Source organism: Streptomyces sp. NPDC035033 (assembly GCF_040636735.1).
In the GTDB taxonomy this organism is placed as follows: domain Bacteria; phylum Actinomycetota; class Actinomycetes; order Streptomycetales; family Streptomycetaceae; genus Streptomyces.
Genome location: NZ_JBEZUZ010000006.1, coordinates 43987 through 63105 on the forward strand (window position 1 = coordinate 43987; position 19119 = coordinate 63105).

At 75.2% G+C, this 19119-nt stretch carries 17 protein-coding genes; 8 read left to right on the forward strand and 9 right to left on the reverse strand.

The features are described 5' to 3' along the window. The first annotated feature begins 3 nt into the window (after window positions 1-3). Window positions 4-969, forward strand: a complete 966-nt coding sequence (locus tag AB0E83_RS04645; RefSeq protein ID WP_362105804.1) for a LysR family transcriptional regulator — start codon at window positions 4-6, stop codon at window positions 967-969. Beyond that, window positions 966-1376: a hypothetical protein gene (locus AB0E83_RS04650; RefSeq protein WP_362105807.1), complete on the forward strand. Its 411-nt coding sequence runs from the start codon at window positions 966-968 to the stop codon at window positions 1374-1376. Before AB0E83_RS04645 ends, AB0E83_RS04650 begins: the two co-directional genes overlap by 4 nt. A 24-nt stretch (window positions 1377-1400) precedes the next feature. Here AB0E83_RS04650 and AB0E83_RS04655 read toward each other — a convergent pair whose 3' ends face one another. The 4 genes from AB0E83_RS04655 to AB0E83_RS04670 form a co-directional block, all read right to left on the reverse strand. Continuing rightward, window positions 1401-2222, reverse strand: a complete 822-nt coding sequence (locus tag AB0E83_RS04655) for a pectate lyase (RefSeq protein WP_362105810.1) — start codon at window positions 2220-2222, stop codon at window positions 1401-1403. After that, window positions 2219-3049, reverse strand: a complete 831-nt coding sequence (locus tag AB0E83_RS04660; RefSeq protein WP_362105813.1) for an EI24 domain-containing protein — start codon at window positions 3047-3049, stop codon at window positions 2219-2221. Before AB0E83_RS04660 ends, AB0E83_RS04655 begins: the two co-directional genes overlap by 4 nt. A gap of 101 nt (window positions 3050-3150) precedes the next feature. Continuing rightward, a complete protein-coding gene (locus tag AB0E83_RS04665) occupies window positions 3151-3573 on the reverse strand; it encodes an organic hydroperoxide resistance protein (RefSeq protein WP_362105816.1) in 423 nt (140 codons plus the stop codon). Between the two features lie 64 nt (window positions 3574-3637). Continuing rightward, window positions 3638-4657, reverse strand: a complete 1020-nt coding sequence (locus AB0E83_RS04670; protein WP_362105819.1) for an NADP-dependent oxidoreductase — start codon at window positions 4655-4657, stop codon at window positions 3638-3640. An 89-nt stretch (window positions 4658-4746) separates the two neighbouring features. Between AB0E83_RS04670 and AB0E83_RS04675 the strand changes: the two genes are divergently transcribed. Further along, window positions 4747-5187, forward strand: a complete 441-nt coding sequence (locus AB0E83_RS04675) for a MarR family transcriptional regulator (RefSeq protein ID WP_362105822.1) — start codon at window positions 4747-4749, stop codon at window positions 5185-5187. A gap of 65 nt (window positions 5188-5252) precedes the next feature. Here the strand turns inward: AB0E83_RS04675 and AB0E83_RS04680 are convergent, their stop codons facing one another. Next, on the reverse strand, window positions 5253-6365 hold the full coding sequence (locus AB0E83_RS04680; RefSeq protein WP_362105825.1) for a hypothetical protein: 1113 nt from the start codon (window positions 6363-6365) through the stop codon (window positions 5253-5255). A 296-nt stretch (window positions 6366-6661) separates the two neighbouring features. Between AB0E83_RS04680 and AB0E83_RS04685 the strand changes: the two genes are divergently transcribed. From AB0E83_RS04685 to AB0E83_RS04700, 4 genes are all read left to right on the forward strand, one after another. After that, window positions 6662-7777, forward strand: coding sequence for a rod shape-determining protein (locus AB0E83_RS04685; RefSeq protein ID WP_362105828.1), 1116 nt, complete (start codon window positions 6662-6664; stop codon window positions 7775-7777). A gap of 86 nt (window positions 7778-7863) precedes the next feature. Then, window positions 7864-9405 (forward strand): GAF domain-containing protein, encoded by a 1542-nt coding sequence (locus AB0E83_RS04690; protein ID WP_362105999.1) that lies wholly within the window; start codon window positions 7864-7866, stop codon window positions 9403-9405. A 126-nt stretch (window positions 9406-9531) separates the two neighbouring features. After that, complete coding sequence (locus AB0E83_RS04695) at window positions 9532-10728, forward strand: MFS transporter (protein ID WP_362106002.1); 1197 nt, start codon at window positions 9532-9534, stop codon at window positions 10726-10728. Between the two features lie 83 nt (window positions 10729-10811). Beyond that, a complete protein-coding gene (locus tag AB0E83_RS04700) occupies window positions 10812-12245 on the forward strand; it encodes an acyl-CoA synthetase (RefSeq protein WP_362106005.1) in 1434 nt (477 codons plus the stop codon). A gap of 53 nt (window positions 12246-12298) precedes the next feature. On the opposite strand, the gene AB0E83_RS04705 is transcribed toward AB0E83_RS04700, so the two are convergent. The 4 genes from AB0E83_RS04705 to AB0E83_RS04720 all read right to left on the reverse strand — a co-directional run bounded on the left by AB0E83_RS04705 (window position 12299) and on the right by AB0E83_RS04720 (window position 18461). Further along, window positions 12299-15967 carry a S8 family serine peptidase gene (locus tag AB0E83_RS04705; protein WP_362105831.1) on the reverse strand — a complete coding sequence of 1223 codons (3669 nt, stop codon included), beginning with the start codon at window positions 15965-15967 and terminating at the stop codon, window positions 12299-12301. Between the two features lie 199 nt (window positions 15968-16166). Then, window positions 16167-17441, reverse strand: a complete 1275-nt coding sequence (locus AB0E83_RS04710) for an MFS transporter (RefSeq protein ID WP_362105834.1) — start codon at window positions 17439-17441, stop codon at window positions 16167-16169. Then, a complete protein-coding gene (locus AB0E83_RS04715; RefSeq protein WP_362105837.1) occupies window positions 17438-17905 on the reverse strand; it encodes a GNAT family N-acetyltransferase in 468 nt (155 codons plus the stop codon). Before AB0E83_RS04715 ends, AB0E83_RS04710 begins: the two co-directional genes overlap by 4 nt. A gap of 70 nt (window positions 17906-17975) precedes the next feature. After that, window positions 17976-18461, reverse strand: coding sequence for a MarR family transcriptional regulator (locus AB0E83_RS04720; RefSeq protein WP_362105840.1), 486 nt, complete (start codon window positions 18459-18461; stop codon window positions 17976-17978). A gap of 107 nt (window positions 18462-18568) precedes the next feature. Here AB0E83_RS04720 and AB0E83_RS04725 point away from each other — a divergent pair, with 107 nt between their 5' ends. Next, window positions 18569-18985 carry an organic hydroperoxide resistance protein gene (locus AB0E83_RS04725; RefSeq protein ID WP_362105843.1) on the forward strand — a complete coding sequence of 139 codons (417 nt, stop codon included), beginning with the start codon at window positions 18569-18571 and terminating at the stop codon, window positions 18983-18985. Window positions 18986-19119 lie beyond the last annotated feature (134 nt).

Genomic DNA, 19119 nt, shown 5'->3' on the forward strand with positions numbered 1-19119 from the left:
GAAATGCAGCTGGAGTTGAGGCATCTCGAAGCCGTCTGCCGGATAGCGGAGGCGGGCAGTCTGGGCCGCGCGGCCCTCCGGCTCGGCATCTCGCAGCCGGCGCTCTCGGCGCAGCTGCGGCGGATCGAGCGGGTCGCGGGCGGGGAGCTGTTCCTGCGCGGCCCGCGCGGTGTGGAGCCCACGCCGCTGGGCGAGTTCGTCCTCTCCAAGGCCCGGCTGGTGCTCGGCGAGATGGACGCGCTGGCCGCGGGCGCGCGGGCCGCCGATCCGTCCACCCCGCTGCGGCTCGGCTGCATCCTGCTGGTCCTGGTGGACCGGCTGCTGGTGGGGCTCGAACAGGTCGTGGCGGGCCGGGAGATCGCGGTGACCGTCGAGCAGTCGGCGACGACGCTGACCCGGCAGCTCGGCGCGGGCCGGTACGACGCGGTGCTGTACGGCGAGGTCAACGACCACGAGGTGCCGCTGCCGCGGGGCGCGACGGCCCGGACGCTCATCGCGAAGGAGCCCTTCTGCGTCCGGCTCTCGGCGGAGCACCCGCTGGCCGGGAAGGAGCGGATCGCGCTGGCCGAGCTGGCGGGCGAGTCGTGGATGACGCTGGTGGAGGACGACGACGGCGGCCCCGAGGCGCTGGTCGCGGCCTGCGAGCGGGCGGGCTTCACCCCGTCCCTCCGGCACCGGGTCGCCGACCGCAAGATCCACTACGACCTGATCGCCTCCGGTCGCGCGATCTCCCTGAGCCAGCCCACCGCCCCGCCCACCGAGGGCACGGTCCTCCGGCCCCTGGAGGGCGACCCGGTCACCGGCCGGATCCGGCTCGCCTGGAACCGGTCGGCCGTCTCCGCCCGGCACGCGGAACTGCTGTACCGGGCGGCGGCCGGGGCGTACCTGGCGAACGTCGCCAACAACCCCTTCCACCAGGAGTGGTGGGACGCCCGACCGGAACTGCACCCGGTCCTGGGGGCGGAATGAGGCCCGCCCCCGGCTCCGCCCCGCGCCCCGCGCCGGCCCCGGGGTGCGGCGCGTACGCGGCGGCGCCCGTCCTCGCGGCCGCCGGGGCGTACGCCGGCACGGCGTGGACCGCCCGGGCCTGGGCGGACTGCCCGCTCGGGAACGACGCCGGCGGCACCGTGGGGCTGCTGGTCACGATGGTTGGCGTGTGGCTGTGCATGACGCTGCTGCTGCTCTTGCTGCCGCTCGTGTGGCGGCGCCGGCCGCTCCGGGGCGGGCGGGCGGCCCGGTGGCTCGTACCGCTCGCGGCGGCCGTCGCGCTGACCCTGCTGTACCGGGCCGGGATGGGCTGGCCGCACCACCCGCCCGGGGGCCCCTGCGTGGAGGGCTACCCGCTGTTCCCGTTCACGGGCGGGACGGGCCCGTGAACGGGGAGGCCGACCGGCGGCCGGTCAGTCGTGGCTGATGTCGGAGGCCGTGTAGCGGCAGGTGGTGCCGTCGGGGCCGGTGCCCTGTTCGGTGGGCTCCTTGCCGGTGTCGTTCCCGGTGTAGCGGATGCAGGGCTTGATCTTCTTCTTGGTGTCGCCGTGGATCCGGACGTTCCGGAGCGAGGCGGTGTCGCCGTAGTTGGCGTTGACGCCGACGATCGACTTGCCGGGGGCGGTGATGTCGACGTCGTTGACGACGACCGTGCGCCGGTACTGCTTCTTGCAGTTGCCGCAGGAGCGGACGAGCTTGCCGAAGTCGGCGGCCCGGAACTTGGTCACGACGAGCTTGCCGGCGCCGTTGAACTGGAAGACCTTGTCGGAGGCGCCCCGGGCGCCGCCGCCGTACACCGCGTAGACGGCGTCGGCCGAGGTGCCCTTGAAGGTGGCGGCGTCCTCTCCGACGTTCTCCCACCAGACGTTCTGGAGGGTGCAGCTGCCGAGGCAGTGGACGCCGTCGGCGGCGGGCGTGCCGAGCACGACGTTCTTGAGGGTGGCGCCGTCCTTCAGGACGAAGAGCGGCCGCTGGCTCTCGTCCTGCCCGTCGGAACCGAGGGCGCCGGTGCCGCGGAAGCGCTTGAGCTTGCCGTCGTAGGTGCCGGAGACCTCGATGGTGGCGGCGACGGGCTTGTCGCCCTTGGCGGCCGGCCAGGCGGGGACGGCGGCCGGGGCCGCGCCCGCCGGGGCGAGCAGGCCGGTGGTGAGGACGGCCGCGCCGGTGACCCCGAACGCGGCGAGGCCGCCGAGGAGTGCCCTGCGGCGGCCGGTCCTGCGCTTGTGTGACGTCATGAGTGGTCTTTCCCGAGGGGGATGGTGTGCACCCCCTGGTCGCCGCCCGGGGAGGAAAGGTTGCCGTCCTCCCGGTCGTTCTCCTCGGCGTCCTCGCCGCGCAGGTCGCGGACCATGAGCGTCGCGCCGGCCACCGCGCCGGGCATCAGGAAGACGGCCACGAAGGGGACGACGAAGGCGAGGGCGAGCGGGACGCCGAAGCCGAGGGTGGCCCAGCGCCGGCCGCGCAGGAGGGCGAGCCGCTCCTTGAGCTCGACGCCCCGGCGCTGGAGGGCGACGGCGGTCAGTTCCTCGGCGAGGAAGAAGCCGGAGACGCAGAAGCCGAGGGCGGGGACGACGGTCTGGCCGACGACGGGGATGAAGCCGCAGGCGAAGAGGAGCACGGCGTAGAGGGCGACCCGGAGCACCACCCGCAGGCTGTCGCGGGCCGAGATCCACAGTTCGCGCCAGAGCGGCAGGCCGGACTCGGGCACCTCGCCGCCCTGGCTGCGGTCGACGTCCTCGGAGAGGGTCTCGTAGAAGGGCTGGCCGATGAGCAGGGTGACGGCGGTGAAGGTGACGACGGCGAGGAAGACGCCGAAGCCGAAGAGGAGGGCCGTCGTGGCGTTGCGGAAGATGTCGCGCCACAGGGTGGACCAGTCGTCGGCGAAGGGCGTCGCCCAGGCCGTCAGCTCGGTCGCGTTGAGGGCGAGGGCGCCCAGCGCGGCCAGATAGAGGACCAGCGTCACCAGACCGGGCAGCAGCCCGAAGCCGAACCGGCGTCCGTGCCGTGCCACCCACTTCTGGCCCTGGACCAGATGACCGAAACCCACCCCGAAATCACGCATGCGCGCAGCCTAGCGGGGCGTGGCACCGCCCTTGCACACGCGTGCGGGCCGCACCCCGGTCGGTCGGGGTGCGGCCCGCACTCAGTGTGCGCCGGTCCGGCTCAGACCGCGAGCTCGACCGTGATGTTGCCGCGGGTCGCCTTGGAGTACGGGCAGACCTGATGGGCCTTCTCGATCAGGCTCTTGGCGGTCTCGGCGTCCACGTTCGGGATGGAGGCCGAGATCTTCACGATGATGCCGAAGCCGTCGTCGTTCTTGCCGATGCCGACCTCGGCGGTGACCGTCGAGCCGGAGATGTCCGCGTTCTCGTTCCGCGCGACGACGCCGAGGGCGCCCTGGAAGCAGGCGCTGTAGCCGGCCGCGAAGAGCTGCTCGGGGTTGGTGCCGTCGCCGGAGCCGCCCATGGCCTTGGGCGGGTTGACGACGACGTCGAGCTTGCCGTCGTCGGTGGCGACGCGGCCGTCACGGCCGTTCTCCGCGGTGGCGACGGCGGTGTAGAGGACGTCGGACTGCTGGATGGACATGCTGGTCTTCGCTTTCTTCTCCCCGCCTCGACTCGCGCCCACGATCGCGACGGCTGAGGGAAGACTACCGGTCCGTCGAGACGATCATCTTTCCGGTGTTGTCGCCGCGGAGCAGACCGAGGAAGGCGTCCACGCCGTTCTCGATCCCCTCGACGAGGGTCTCGCGGTACTTCAGCTCGCCGGAGCGCAGCAGGCCGCCGACCTCCTCGGTGAACTTCTGCTGGAGGCCGTAGTGGTCGCCGACCAGGACGCCCTGGAGGCGGAGCCGCTTGCCGATGATCAGCGCCATGTTCCGCGGGCCGGGGACCGGCTCCGTCTCGTTGTACTGGGCGATCATGCCGCAGATGGCGGCGCGGCCGTGCACGTTGAGCGAGGAGATCGCGGCCTCCAGGTGGTCGCCGCCCACGTTGTCGAAGTAGACGTCGATGCCGTCCGGGGCGGCTTCCTTCAGCTGGTCCCGCACCGGGCCGTTCTTGTAGTTGAAGGCGGCGTCGAAGCCGAGCTCCTCGACGAGCCACTTGACCTTCTCGTCGGAGCCGGCCGAGCCGATGACGCGGGAGGCGCCCTTGAGCTTGGCGAGCTGGCCGACCTGGCTGCCGACCGCGCCGGCGGCGCCGGAGACGAAGACGGCGTCGCCCTCCTTGAAGGAGGCGGTCTCGAAGAGGCCCGCGTAGGCGGTCAGGCCGGGCATGCCGAGCACGCCCAGGTACGTGGAGAGGGGGGCGAGCTCCGGGTCCACCTTGGTGGCGTGCTGGGCCGGGACACTGGCGTACTCGCGCCAGCCGAGGCCGTGCAGGACGTGGTCGCCCTCGGCGAAGCCCTCCGCGTTCGACGCGACGACGACGCCGACCGCGCCGCCGTCCATCGGGTGGTCCAGCTTGAACGGCGGCACGTAGGACTTCACGTCGTTCATCCGGCCGCGCATGTACGGGTCGACCGAGAAGTGCAGGTTCTTCACCAGGATCCGGCCCTCGGCGGGCGCCTCGACCGGGACCTCGCGCAGGGCGAAGTCGGTGGGGGCGGGCCAGCCGTGCGGGCGGGCGACGAGGTGCCATTCACGGCTGGTGGCGGGCAGAGCGGTCATGGGGGAACCTCCCGGAAAAGCTTCAGGTGATGAAACAACCATGCTCCTGAATATTTCATGTTGTCAAGCATCGGAGTACGATGGGACCCATGCCCACCTCACACAGCGACCCCGTGACCCTCGAAGTCGTCGAGCTGATCGGCACGGTCGTGGCGCGCTACCACCAGGAGTACGAGGAGGCCGCCGCCGCCCACTCCCTCACCGGCGCGCAGGCCCGGGTCCTCGGGCTGCTCGCCCTGGAGCCCACCCCGATGCGGAAGATCGCCGAGAAGCTCAAGTGCGAGCCGTCCAACGTCACGGGGATCATCGACCGCCTGGAGTCCCGGGGCCTGGTCGAGCGGCGCCCCGACCCGGCCGACCGCCGGGTCAAGCTGGCCGCCCCCACCGACGAGGGCCGGGACACCGCCCGCCGGCTGCGCGACTCCCTCCGCTTCGCCCGCGAGCCCCTCGGCGAGCTGACCGGCGTGGAGCGCACCCTGCTGCGGGACCTGCTGCGCCGGATGCTCGGCCAGGACGACCCGACGGCCTGAGCGCGCGCCGCCCGCCGGCGGCACCCGGGACCCCCGGGACCCCCGGGGCCCCTGCCGGCCCCCGCCTAGACGCACCACCAGAGGAAGGGGGTGCAGGTCTCCGAGGGTTCGGGCGCCGGAGCCGTCGGGGTGGTGCTCGCGGAGGCGGACGGCGTGGCCGGGGCCGGGGCGGAGGCGGTGGGCGAGCCCGAGGCGCCCGGCGCCGGGGTGCCGCCCTCGCCCTGCGGGGCCCCGCCGGCCTCCGGCGCGGACGGCGACGGGGCGGACGTGGCCGGGGCGGCCGTGGCGGAGGGCCGGCCGGCGGGCGCGCCGCCCGCCCCCGAGCCCGTCCCCGTACCGGATCCCGCTCCCGTCCCCGTGCCGGAGCCGCCGCCGGAACCCGTGCCGGGGCGGGACGCGGGAGCGGCGCCCGCCCCCGTGCCCCCGCCGGAGCCCGTACTGATCCGGCGCGGGCGGCCGGTCGGCGCGGCCGGACCCGCGGAAGCCTCGCCCGCGCGGTCCCCTCCCTCGCGCTCCCCGTCCTCCCCGCCGTCCCCGCCGCCCGGGCTCCGGGTCGGCAGGGCGGGCGGCAGCGGGCTCTCGGGGGCCTCCAGCTCCTCCACCGCCGTCGCGGGGCCCTTCTCCTCCGGCTCCTCGAAGGCCGCCTTCGCCAGGCCCAGCGACCCGGCCGCGAGGACCAGCCCCAGCGTGCTCACCGCGACCGTCCGGCCGCGCCGGGAACGGGGCCGCTTCCGGCCCCGCGCGGCGGCCCGGCCCGCCGCCCGCCCGCCGGGCGCCGGCGGCGGCACCACCAGGTCCAGCTCGTAGACGTGCTCGGGAGCGAGCGGCGCGGCGGCCTCGGCGGCCTCGGCCGCCTCTTCCGGGACGGCCCGCTCCGCCGCGTACGCCTCGGGCACGGCCGCCGCGTACGCCTCGGGCGCGGACGGGCCCGGCGCGTACGCATCCGGCGCGTACGGATCCGGTGCGTAAGGCTCCGCCCCGTACGGCGCCGGCGGATACGCGTCCGGGGCGTACGGCCGGCCGGTCCCGTACGGCTCGGGGGCCTCGGCGCCCTCGTGAGGCGCGGGGTGAGGCGGGACGTGGGGGGTGTCGTACCGCAGCCGCTCGACGGGGGTCCCGCACCCGGCGCAGGCGAGGGCCCCGTTGAGATGCCGCCGGCACGCGTGGCAGTAATCCATGGGGCTCGCAGGCTAGGCCGCCCGGCGCGGCCCCAGGGAGGCAAGAACGTGAGGATCTTGTGAGGAAACCACAGGTGGACGCCGTGGCGCCGTGATTCTCCCGGTTCGCCGCACCCGGCCTCGGCGGACGCCGGAACGGACCGGAACGGATCCGCCCGGTGCGGCGCCGGGCGCCGCACCGGCCCCGGGCGGCGCAGCCCAGCGCGCGCGGCGGGCCCGGCGGTCGCACGATGCCAACAGGAAACCCGCACCGCGACACCTCGCCCGTGTCAGCACCGCACCCCGGAGGATCCGCCGTGACCGTCAGCCTCGATCAGCTGCGCCGTTGCCATGTCGCCGTCGACCTGGGTGCCGCCCGCACCCGGGTCTACGTGAAGGGGGCCGGGCTCGTCGTCGACGAGCCGAGCGTCGCCGCCGTCAACACCCACACCGGAGCGCTGATCGCGGTCGGCGCCCTCGCCGAGAAGATGACCGGCCGGACCCCCGACTACATCCGGGTCGTCCGGCCCGTCTCCGGCGGCACGGTCGTCGACATCGAGATGGCCCAGCGGATGCTGCGCCACCTCCTCGGCGAGAAGCTGCGCCGCCAGCTCCGCCGCAAGCCCCGGCTGCGCGCCGCCGCCTGCACCCCGCACGACAGCGACCCGCTGGCCCAGCGCGCCGCCGTGGAGACCCTGGTGGGGCTCGGGGCGCGCCGGGTGGAGCTGGTCGACACGCTGATCGCGGCGGCCGTGGGCTCCGGCCTGCCGGTCGAGCAGCCCACCGCGACCATGATCATGGTGTGCGGGGCGGCGACGACCCAGGTCGCGGTGCTCTCGCTCGGCGCGATCGTGACGGCCGAGCGGATCCCGGTGGGCGGCGACGCCATCGACCACGCGATCATCCAGCACCTGCGCCACCACCACGAGCTGATGCTGCCGAGCCAGTCGGTGCGGCCGCTCCAGCTCGCCCTGAGCGGCAACGGCCTCACGCCGCACGGCCCGGCCTCCACCGAGATCCACGGCCGGGACGTGGCCACCGGGCTGGCCCGCTCGGTGACCGTCGACACGGCCGCGGTCCGCGAGGCGATCCACACCCCGCTGACGGCGGTGCTCGACGGCCTCGGGAAGGTGCTGCGGGACTGCCCGCCCGACCTCGTGGCCGACCTCGCCGACCGCGGGATCATGATGGTCGGCGGCAGCGCGCTGCTCCCGGGCCTCGACCAGATGCTGCGGGACGCCACCGGCATGCCGGTGCACATCGCCGAACGGCCCGACGTCTGCGCCGTCCTCGGCCTCGGCGCGATGCTGGAGGGCAAGGTCCAGCCGATGGTCCTCGACCCGCTGGGCGACCACCGCGGCCTCGCGGACGACGACGCCCACGACCGGGGCCGCGACCGCGACCGCGCGTACGCCGACGACCTGGCCGACTGACGACCCGCCCGGACGGCGGCCCCGTCCGCGACGACCTGACGGAGTGAGCAATCCCGACATCGCCCGATTCATACGTGGATGAGACCATGGTGATCATGGACGAGGACGTGGAGGAGGAGCGGGAGCGGGCCCGCCTGCCCCTGCTGCTCGAAGCCGTCCTCGGCGTCGGCACGGAGCTCGAACTCCGCGCCACGCTCCAGCACATCGTGGACTCGGCGACCGAACTGACCGGGGCCCGCTACGGGGCGCTGGGGGTCGTGGACCCCGAGCGCCCCCGGCTGACCGGACTCTTCACCACCGGCATGACCGACGAGGAGCGGGCCCGCGTCGGCCGGCTCCCCGACGGCCGCACCGGTCTGCTCGGCGCCCTCGTCCGGGACCCCCGGCCGCTCCGCCTGGACGACCTGACCGCCGACCCGCGCTCCTCCGGGGTGCCCGAGGGCCACCCGGAGATGCACACCTTCCTCGGCACCCCGATCCGCGTCCACACCCAGGTCTTCGGCAACCTCTACCTCACCGAGAAGCCGGGCGGCTTCACCGAGGAGGACCTCGCCCTGCTGCGGGTGCTCGCCGCCCAGGCCGGCATCGCCATCGGCAACGCCCGGCTCTACGAGACCGCCCGGCAGCGCGAGCGGTGGATCGAGGGCGCGGCGGCCGTCACCACGGCGCTGCTCACCGGCGAGTCCGTCCAGGACGCCCAGGACGCCCTGACGACCGTCGCCGAGCGGGCCCGGATCCTGGCCGGCGCGGCCGCCGGCGTGATCCTCCAGCCCACCCCGGAGGGCGGGATGGAGATCGTCGCGGCCTCCACCACCGACGACCCCGGCGAGCTGGTCGGCACCACCATCCGACCCGGCTCCCCGGTCCTCGTCCAACTCCTCGGCGGGGAGCCGGTCTTCGTCGAGGACTCGGCCACCGACCCCCGGATGACCACCCCGGTCCGCTCCCGCTTCGGGCCGTCGATGATGCTGCCGCTGCGCAGCGGCGGGAAGCTGATCGGCACCCTCGCGCTCCCCCGGCTGCGGGGCGCCGCCCCGTACTCGGCGGTGGACCGGCTGCTCGCCTCGCAGTTCGCCTCGCAGGCGGCGCTCGCGCTGGTCCTCGCGGACGCGCGGCACGACCGGGAGCGGCTCGCGGTCTTCGAGGACCGCGACCGGATCGCCCGCGACCTGCACGACCTCGTCGTCCAGCGCCTGTTCGCCACCGAGATGATGCTGGAGTCGACCCGCCGCCGCGCCGGGGGCTCCTCCGAGGAGGACGAGCTGCTGGGCCGGGCGGTGGACGAGCTGGACTCGACGATCCAGGAGGTGCGGACGACGATCTTCGCCCTCCAGCAGCCGCCCGCGGAGGCCCCGGCGACCTTCCGGGGGCGGGTGCTGCGCGAGACCGGCGGGGCGGGGGCGCTGCTGGGCTTCCAGCCGGCAGTGCGCTTCACCGGCGCGGTGGACGCCCTCGTCGACGAGCCGTCGGCGCGCAAGCTGCTCGCCGCGCTGCGCGGGGCGCTCGCCGCGGCCCACCGGCGGTCCGGGATCGGGCGGATCACGGTGGACGTCGGCGTCGGCGACGCGGGCGCCTGGCTGCGCGTCGAGGACGACGGCACCCCGCCGACGACGGTGACCTGGCCGTAGGACGGACCCCCCGGGGCTGCCCCGTACGGAGCAGCCCCGCGCGCCGGGCCCCCGCGGCGGATCTTGACTGGAGGGGTGAACTCCGACGCCAAGCCCCCGACCGCGGCGGCCTACCGCAACCTGGTGATGGCCACGCTCGGCTTCACGCTCACCTTCTGGGCGTGGGACCTGATCGCACCCCTCGGCAGCTGGTACGGCGAGCGCCTGGGCCTCAGCTCGTTCCAGCAGTCGTTCCTCGTCGCCGTGCCGGTGATCGTCGGCTCGCTGGGCCGCATCCCGGCCGGCGCGCTGACCGACCGGTACGGCGCGAAGCTGATGTTCCCGCTCGTCTCCGCGCTGACGATCGTCCCCGTGCTGCTGCTGATCGTGGTGAAGGACTCCTACGGGCTGATGCTCGTGGTCGGCTTCCTCCTCGGCCTCGGCGGCACGACCTTCGCGATCGGCATCCCGCTGGTCAACTCCTGGTTCCCGCCGGAGAAGCGGGGCCTGGCGCTCGGCGTCTTCGGCATGGGCATGGGCGGCGTGGCGCTCTCCGGCTACTTCACGCCCCGGATCGCGAAGCACGGCGAGAACCTGCCGTTCGTCGTGGTGGCCATCGCGCTCGCCGCGTACGCCGTGCTCGCCGCCCTCCTGATCACCGACCGCCCCGACCGGCCGGTGCCGACCGCCCCGCTGGCGACCCGGCTCGGCTCGGCGGGCCGGCTGCGGGTGACGTGGGAGCTGTCGGCGCTGTACGCGATCGGCTTCGGCGGCATCGTGGCCTTCGGCGTCTACCTGCCGACGTACCTGAAGACCTGGTACGAGCTGGACCCGACCGACGCGGGCACCAAGGCCGCCGGGTTCGCGCTGGTCACGGTCGTCTTCCGGCCGATCGGCGGCTGGCTGTCGGACCGGACCCACCCGGCGGTCGTCACCGCGTGGGCGCTCGGCGTCGTCGCCCTCTTCGCGATCGTCCAGGCCTTCGACCCGAAGCTGGACCCGGGCGGCACGATCGCCCTGCTCGTCATGGCGGCCGGCCTCGGCACCGCCAGCGGTTCCGTCTTCGCGCTGGTCTCGCAGGTCACCCCGCAGGCCCAGGTGGGCTCCGTGACCGGCATCGTCGGCGCCATGGGCGGCCTCGGCGGCTTCGTCCCGCCGCTGGTCATGGGCGCGATCTACAGCGCCAAGGACTCGTACTCGATCGGCTTCATGCTCCTCTCCGACCTGGCGCTCGCCGGCTGCGTGTACGCGTACGGGCGGATGCGCGGGATCCGGCCGGGCGGCGACGAGCCGGGCCCCGGGGCGGCGCCCGGGGCGGCGAAGGTCACGGCCGGCCGGCCCTGACGCCCCGGCAGAATGCGTTCCGGCAGCACCCCTCGCCCCCGACCCGAGGAGTACGACCGGTGACCGCACCCCTCTTCCCGCCGCTGTTCCCGGCCCTCGCGGCCCCGACCGGCCGGCCGGCCCTGCGCTGCGGCCCGGACGCGCTCTCGTACGAGGAGCTGGCCCGGGCCGCCGGTGCGCTCGCGGCCCGGCTCGACGGGTGCCGGCGGGTCGCCGTGTGGGCGGTGCCGACCGCCCGGACGGTGGTGGCCACGGTGGCGGCGCTGCTCGCGGGCGTCCCCGCCGTCCCGCTCAACCCGCGCTCCGGCGAGCGGGAGCTGGCCCACGTCCTCGGCGACAGCGCGCCGGACGCGGTGCTGGCCGGCCCGGAGGACGCGCTGCCGACCGCGCTCGGCGCGCTCCCCCGCGTGGACGTGCCGCTCGACGGGCCGGCAGGCCCCCCGGCGCCCCGGGAGACCGACCCGGAGGCCACCGCCCTGGTCGTCTACACCTCCGGCACCACCGGCCCGCCGAAGGGCGTGCTGCTCTCCCGCCGGGCGGTCGCCGCCTCGCTCGACGCGCTCGCGGAGGCGTGGTCCTGGACGGCGGACGACGTGCTGGTGCACGGGCTGCCGCTGTTCCACGTGCACGGCCTGGTCCTGGGGGTCCTCGGGCCGCTGCGGCGCGGCGGCGAGGTCCGGCACCTGGGCGCCTTCTCGCCCGGGGGCGTCGCCCGCGAACTGGCCGCCGGCGGCACGATGCTGTTCGGCGTCCCCACCATGTACCACCGGCTCGCCGACGCCCTCCCCGGCGACCCGGCGCTGGTGCGGGCGCTGGCGGGGGCCCGGCTGCTGGTGTCGGGGTCGGCGGCGCTGCCGGTGCGCGACCACGAGCGGATCGCGGCGGCGACGGGCCGGACGGTGGTGGAGCGGTACGGGATGAGCGAGACGCTGATGAACACCAGCGTCCGGCCCGGCGGCCCGCCGCGCCCCGGGACGGTGGGGCCGCCGCTGCCGGGCGTGGAGCTGCGGCTGGTGGAGGAGGACGGGTCGGTGCTCGCCGGGTCCGACGGGGAGACGGTCGGCGAGGTGCAGGTGCGCGGCCCGAACCTCTTCTCCGGCTATCTGAACCGGCCGGAGGCGACGGCGGAGGCGTTCGACGGGGACTGGTTCCGCACCGGGGACATGGCGGTCCGGGAAGGCGACGGAACGATTCGGCTGGTGGGCCGCAAGGCCACCGACCTGATCAAGAGCGGCGGTTACAAGATCGGGGCGGGCGAGATCGAGAACGCGCTGCTCGACCACCCGGGGGTGCGGGAGGCGGCCGTCACCGGGGAGCCCGACCCGGACCTGGGCGAGCGGGTCGTGGCCTGGGTGGTGCCGGCCGACCCGGCGGCCCCGCCGGCGGCCGAGGAGCTGGCGGACCACGTGGCGCGGCTGCTCGCCCCGCACAAGCGGCCGAGGACGGTCCGGCTGCTCGACGCCCTCCCCCGCAACGACCTGGGGAAGGTGCTGAAGACGCGGCTGCCGCGCGGATGACGGCGAGGGGCCGGACCCCCAACGGGTCCGGCCCCTCCCCCTTCTTCCCGGGGCTACTTCACGCCGACCGCGTGGATCAGCTCCTGGGTGACGGAGCCTCCCCGGTCGTCGGCGGCGCGGGCCCGCAGCGAGACGGCGGACGCGCCGGACGGGATCCGCAGGTCGCCGGTCCAGGAGTCGCCGCGCCCGGCGCGGAGGGCCACCCGGGTCCAGGTGGCGCCGTCGTCGTAGGAGACCTCCAGGCCGGCGCCGGTGATCGTGCCGGTGCCGGCGGCGTCCTTCACGTACGCGGCGAAGACGCCGACCGGGAGCCGGGAGCCGGCCCGGACGTTCCCGTACAGGTCGGTGTCGAGGTCGAGGCCGAGGTTGAGCATCGGCAGGACGGTGTACCGGTCGTCCGGGGTGCGGGCGGACCGGACGGTCCACTCGCTGTGCCCCCGGGCGCCGAGCCGCCAGCGGGCCGAATCCAGCGCGGTGTCGGTGACGACCTTGTAGGCGGCCTCCTGGGCGGGCGCGTCCCAGAGGTTGTAGCCGGAGCCCGTCTTGCGGCCCCGCGACACCCCGTCCACGAACACCTCCGTGGTCTGGCTCATCGTCGGGTCGCCCCACACGTCGCCGAAGCCGGTGTGGTCGGGGCCGGAATCGCCCCAGCCGGGCGTGTTGAACCGCAGGTCGTCGCCGCGCCGCTGCTGGCCCCAGCCGAGGCCGGTGCCGAGCCACGGGTGCCACACGGGGCCGAACCAGTCGAGGCGCGTGGCGGAGCCGCCGCGGTGGACGGACAGGCCGCCGCGCTCCTCCAGCGAGTCGCCGAGGTCGACGGACTCGTGCCACCGCTGGCCGGCGCCGGTGGAGACGTACTCGGTGCGCTCGGCCGGGAAGGCGATGCGCTCCTTGAAGCCGACGCCGAGCGGGAAGGCGTCCGTGATCGAGTAGCGGAACTCGCCGCCGGTCTCCCGCCGTCCGGTGGGGGCGTGGAAGCGGGTGCGGAGGGTGGCGAGGTCCCGGTCGCCGGGGCGGTACACGAGGTCGGTGCCGACGCGGCCGGGGTGGCCCTCGGAGAGGTCGTAGACGTACGGGGTGAAACGGGTGCCGGTGAGGTCGATCCGCTCGCCGCGGGCGGCGCCGGCGGCGATCCGGGCGGCGTCGGCGCGGTTCACGGTGGCGACCGGCAGCGGGCGCTCCTGGTGGTCGGGGGTGCCGAACCAGGCCATCAGCCGCCCGGGGGCGTCGTCGGTGACGAGGAGCGCCGCGGCGCCCGCGTCCTGCGCGGCCCGGGCGGCCGCGGCCGGGTCCGCGCCGGGCGCGAGGCGGACGAGGACGGCCTTGCCGGTGACGTCCCGGCCGGCGTACTCGGCGGGGGTGCCGGTGCCCGCGTCGGCGAGGGCGAGGCGGTGGCGGCCTTCGAGGAGCGCGGTGCCGGACTGCGGGCGCAGGTCGGCGAGGCGCCGGCCGTCGACGCTCGCCTCAAGGAGCGGCTTGCCGAGCCGCCAGACCGTGCGGTACTCGAAGGTGCCGGCGGTGACGGGGTCGGTCGGCGCGGCGAAGAGCGAGTCGTACGCCGTCGGCACCTGCACGATGTCCGTGTAGGAGACGCCGCCGAGGGCGCGGGTGTACTCCATGAGGAGCTGGCGGGTCTCGGTGCGCTTCTCGACCTCGGCGCGTATCTCGCGCAGCCGGCGCCCGTCGAGGGTGATCTCGCGGTCGCGGTCGAGGACGACCTCGGGGGCGGCCAGGAAGCCGAGGCCGAGGGAGTCGGGGCCGTTCGCGCCGCGCACGTCGAGGAAGGTGTCGACGGTGTACGTGCCGGGCTTCAGGCGGAGTTCGACGGTGCCGGAGTCGCCGACGGAGGCCGGGAAGGGGTCGTCGCCGGAGGTGAGGTTCCGCAGGCCGAGGCCGGCGGCGGCGGGGGCGCCGTCGCGGTCCTTGACGTGGACCGTGAGGGTGTAGCGCTCCTCCTCCTTGACCAGGCCGAGGGCGGTGTGGGCGACCGGGACGCCGCCGGCGGTGGCGGTGATCCGGCCGGAGGCGGTGCCGACGGGGGCGCCGGTGCCGTCGCCGGTGACGGTGGTGGACGCGGTGCCGTGCGCGGGCACGGTGAGGGTGGTGTCGGCGAGGCGGGCGGTGCCGGCCGGCATGCCCTCGACGGCGAGGCTCAGCTCGACGGGGGCGCCGGAGTCGTTGGTGTAGGTGACGGTCCGGGTGACGGGCCGGTTCGCCTCGTACGGCCAGGAGAAGAAGCCGAGGTCGGCGGAGCCGGTCGCGGTGATGTCCGCGGCGAGGGCGGCGGGGACGTCGACGCGGCCCGCGCCGAGGTCGTACGCGGAGGCGTCCAGGACCTTGGAGCTGGACATGAGGGCGTCCTTGAGGCGGGCGCCGGTCCAGTCGGGGTGCCGCTCCGCGAGGAGCGCGGCGACGCCGGCGACGTGCGGGGTCGCCATGGAGGTGCCGCTCATGGAGGTGTAGGGGCCGCTGCCCGCGGCGAGCCGGGAGCGGGCGGCGAGGATGTCGACGCCGGGCGCGGAGAGGTCCGGCTTGAGGGCCTGGTCGCGGTGGCGGGGGCCCTTGCTGGTGAAGTACGCGGCCCGGTCGGCGGAGTCGACGGCGCCGACGGTGAGCGCGGCGTCGGCGGCGCCGGGCGAGCCGATGGAGCCGGGGGCGCCGGTGTTGCCGGCGGCGATGACGAAGAGGGCGCCGGTCTCGGCGGAGAGCCGGTCGACGGCCTGGGCCATCGGGTCGGTGCCGTCGCTGGGCTCCCGGGAGCCGAGGCTCATCGAGACGATCCTGGCGTCGACGTCCTTGGCGGCCCACTCCATGCCGGCGATGATCTGCGACTCGGAGCCGTGGCCCTCGTCGCTGAGGACCTTGCCGACGGCGAGGACGGCGCCGGGCGCGACGCCCTTCTCGCGGCCGTCGGAGGCGGCGCCGGAGCCGCCGACGGTGGAGGCGACGTGGGTGCCGTGGCCGTCCCGGTCGGCGACCTCCTGGCCCTCGACGAAGGACTTCGACTCGGCGATCCGGCCGGCGAGGTCGGGGTGCGCGGTGTCGGCGCCGGTGTCGAGGACGGCGACCTTGACGCCCTTGCCGGTGAGCCCGGCCTGCCATGCCTCCGGGGTGCCGATCTGGGCGTTGGAGTCGGCCATGGCGGCCTCCACCCGCCCGTCGAGCCACACCTTCGCCGGCGCGGCGGCGCGGGCCGCCGGGGAGGTGAAGGAGCGCCAGAAGGCGGCCGGGTCGGTGGCGGTGACGGCCGCGCCGCGGACGCTCGGGAGGGCGCGGACGGTCTCGGTGCCGCGGGGCGCGCCGGCGGCCCGGGCGGACGCGCCGTAGGTGACGATCAGCGGGAGCTCGTCGGTGACGCCCTGCTCGACGAGGCCGGTGACGTCGAAGAGGCGCGGGTCGAGGGCGCCGGAGTCGAGGAAGCGGCGGGCCTCGTCGGGGACGACGGTGACCCGGCCGTCGGTGACCCGGGTGCGGACGGCTCCGGTGGCGCCCTCCGCCCGGTCGACGGTGACGGTCCGGGCACCGCCGTCCAGGGTGGTGAGGGTGACCCGGTCGCCGGTGACGAGGGTGACGGTGGCGGACGCGGCGGGGCCCTGGAAGGTCGCGGGCACGGCGGCCGCGCCGGCGTCCGGCGCGGCGGCGGTCTGCCCGGCCGAGAGCAGCACGAGGGCGGCGCCGGCGGCGATCAGCCCGGCTCTGCCCCGGGGCGGCGGTGTGGACATCGAACGGCTCCTCGCGGACCCGGGGTTCGGGGGTAGGGATTCCGGATCCGCGAGGAGTCTCGTGCGCCGGAGGGGGAGTTGGCCCCCGTCGCGGCTGGCGGCTATGTGCCGTGGCGGCCACCCGCCAGAAGGGCGAAGGCGGTTCAGGCCGGGAGCGTTCGGGACGAGCTGGGAGCGCTCCCCCGGCGTGCGGCGCCGGTCAGGGGGTCGGGTGGTCGGCGTCGTACCGCCGGAATCCGCGGGCGTACACGGCGAACACGCCGACAGCGACGGCGCAGAGGAGGCCGCCGCCGGTGATGGCGACGGCCGGCGAGGTGAGGTCGGCGACGGAGCCGGCCACGAAGTCGCCGAGCCGGGGGCCGCCCGCGACGACCACGATGAAGACGCCCTGGAGCCGGCCGCGCATCTCGTCCGGGGCGGCGACCTGCATCATCGTGTTGCGGAAGATCATCGACGAGGTGTCCGCGTACCCGGCGGCGGCCAGGCAGAGCAGGCCGACCCAGAGGTTCCGGCTGAGGCCGAAGGCGGCGATGGCCAGGCCCCAGGCGGCGACGGCGATGAGGATGGCCTGGCCGTGCCGGCGGATCCGGCTCTGCCAGCCGGAGACCACCCCGCCCATCAGCGCGCCGAACGCGGGCGCGGCGACGAGGAGTCCGGTGGTCCTGGCGTCGCCGCCGAACCAGAGGACGGCGACGGCCGGGAAGAGCGCCTTCGGCTGGGCGAGGATCATCGCGAAGAGGTCGGAGACGAAGGTCGCGCGCAGGTTGGGGCGGGTGCCGAGGAAACGCAGCCCGTCGAGGACGGAGGCCCTGCCCCGGGCCCCCGGCTTCCCGGTGCCGGTGTGCTCGGGCGGCATGGCGGGCAGCCGCCACATCGCGTACAGGCCGGCGAAGAAGGCGAGGGCGTCGATGAGGTAGGCGGTCTGGTAGCCGGCGAGGCCCACGATCACGCCGCCGAGGCTGGGGCCGACGAGGGTGCCGAAGGTCATGACCATGGAGTTGAGCGCGTTGGCGGCGCGCAGCTGCTCGGGCGGGATGAGGCGGGGGATCATCGCGCTGCGGGCGGGCGAGTTGAGGGCGGCGCAGACGGCCTGGAGGGCGACGATGCCGTAGAGGAACCAGACGCGGTGGAAGCCGGCGAAGGCGGCGGCGGCGAGCGCGGCGGAGAGGACCGCGGAGCCGGTGGCGCCGGCGAGGCCGAGGGTGCGCCGGTCGACGGTGTCGGCGATCGCCCCGCCGTACAGGCCGAAGACGACGAGCGGGACGAGGGAGAAGAGGCCGACGAGGCCGACCGAGAACGCCGAGCCGGTGATGTCGTACACCTGGAGGGAGATGGCGAGGGCGGTCATGCCCTGGCCGATCCAGGAGACGGTGTTCCCGAACCAGAGGCGGCGGTAGTCGGCGGAGGTGCGCAGCGGGGTGAGGTCGGCGAAGATCCGCCGCTTCTCCTCCCCCGGCGACTCGACGGCGGTCACGCGGCGGCCGCGGCGGGGCCGGTGAGGTCGTAGGTCAGTTCGGGGCGGTCCCAGTGGATGCGTCCGGAGGCGGCGACGGTGCCGGTGCGGCGGGCCCCGGTGCGCAGGTAGAACTCCTCGGCGGGCGGGTGGGCGACGACCCGGACGGCGTCGAGGCCGGCGGCGCGGGCCTCGGCGGTCATGTGGGCGATCAGCCTCCGGCCGATGCCGAGGCCCTGGGCCGCGTCGGCGACGAAGGCGAGGTCGAGTTCGGCCTCGTCGAGGAGGAGGGCGTAGAAGCCGAGGACGCGGCCCTCCGCGTCGACGGCGGCGTGGACGGGGTGGTGCTCGATGTAGGCGCCGCCGACCTGGTAGCCGTCGACCATGACGGCGTACGGCCCCCGGTAGGCGCCGGAGCCCTGGACGAGCCGGGTCAGCCGTTTGGAGTCGGCCGCGGTGGCGCGGCGGATGGTGATCTCGGACATGATCCGAGTATAGGAGCGCCCAAGGATCCCAGTCCTTACATTTTGGTGACGGGGAGGGCGCCCCCGTCGGTCAGCCGCAGGAGGGGCGCAGCTCGTCGGGGTCGACGCCGTCGAGGCGGGCGGCGAGGGCGCCGAGCCGGGCGCGCAGGTCGACGAGGTCCGCGAGGTCGAGGCCGGTGGCGGCGGCGATCCGGCGGGGCACGCCGAGCACCCGCCCGCGCAGGGCGGCGCCCTCCTCCGTGACCCGGGCGGTGACGGACCGCTCGTCCTCGGCGCTGCGCCGGCGCTCCACGTATCCGGCCGCCTCCAGCCGCTTGAGCAGCGGCGACAGGGTGCCGGAGTCGAGCCGCAGCCGCTCGCCGATGCCCTTGACGGGCAGCTCGCCGTGCTCCCAGAGGACGAGCATCACCAGGTACTGGGGGTAGGTGAGGCCGAGCTCCTTCAGCGCCTCGCGGTAGACGCCGTTGAACGCGCGGGTCGCCGCGTGCAGCGAGAAGCAGATCTGCTGGTCGAGCCGGAGGAAGTCGTCGTCCGGGACCGTGTCGAGCGTCTCCATGCCTCCAGGGTACGCGAGACCTCGCGCACGATTCAGTTGTGCACAACTTAATCGTGCGCTACTAATAGAAGGGCATCCCTCCCCGAGGACAAGGAACGGAAGAACCCATGGACGCCATCTACACCGCCGCCGCCACCGCCAACGGCCGCGAGGGCCGCGCCGTCAGCTCCGACGGCCTGCTCGACCTCCCCCTCGCCCACCCCCGGGCCCTCGGCGGCGACGGCCGGGGGACCAACCCCGAGCAGCTCTTCGCCGCCGGCTACGCGGCCTGCTTCGCCAGCGCCATGGGCGTCATCGCCCGCCAGGAGAAGATCGACGTCTCCGAGGTGTCCGTCACCGCCGAGGTCTCCATCGGCAAGGACGCCGCCGACGGCGGCTTCGGCCTCGCCGTCGTCATGCGCGCCGAGTTCCCCGACCACCTCCAGGGCGAGGCCGGCCGCACTCTCCTGGAGAAGACCCACGCCTTCTGCCCGTACTCCAAGGCCACCCGCGGCAACATCACGGTCGACCTCGTCGTCGAGTAGTCCGGCGGTCCGGCGGCCCCGCGCCCCGGCGATTTCCGATGAAGGAACCCGGCGTACGGGTGGCGACCGCTCCGGCCCTCGCCCTACCCTGGACGGCAGGGCGGCGGCGCCCGTACTGCCCATGTCCGATCGGG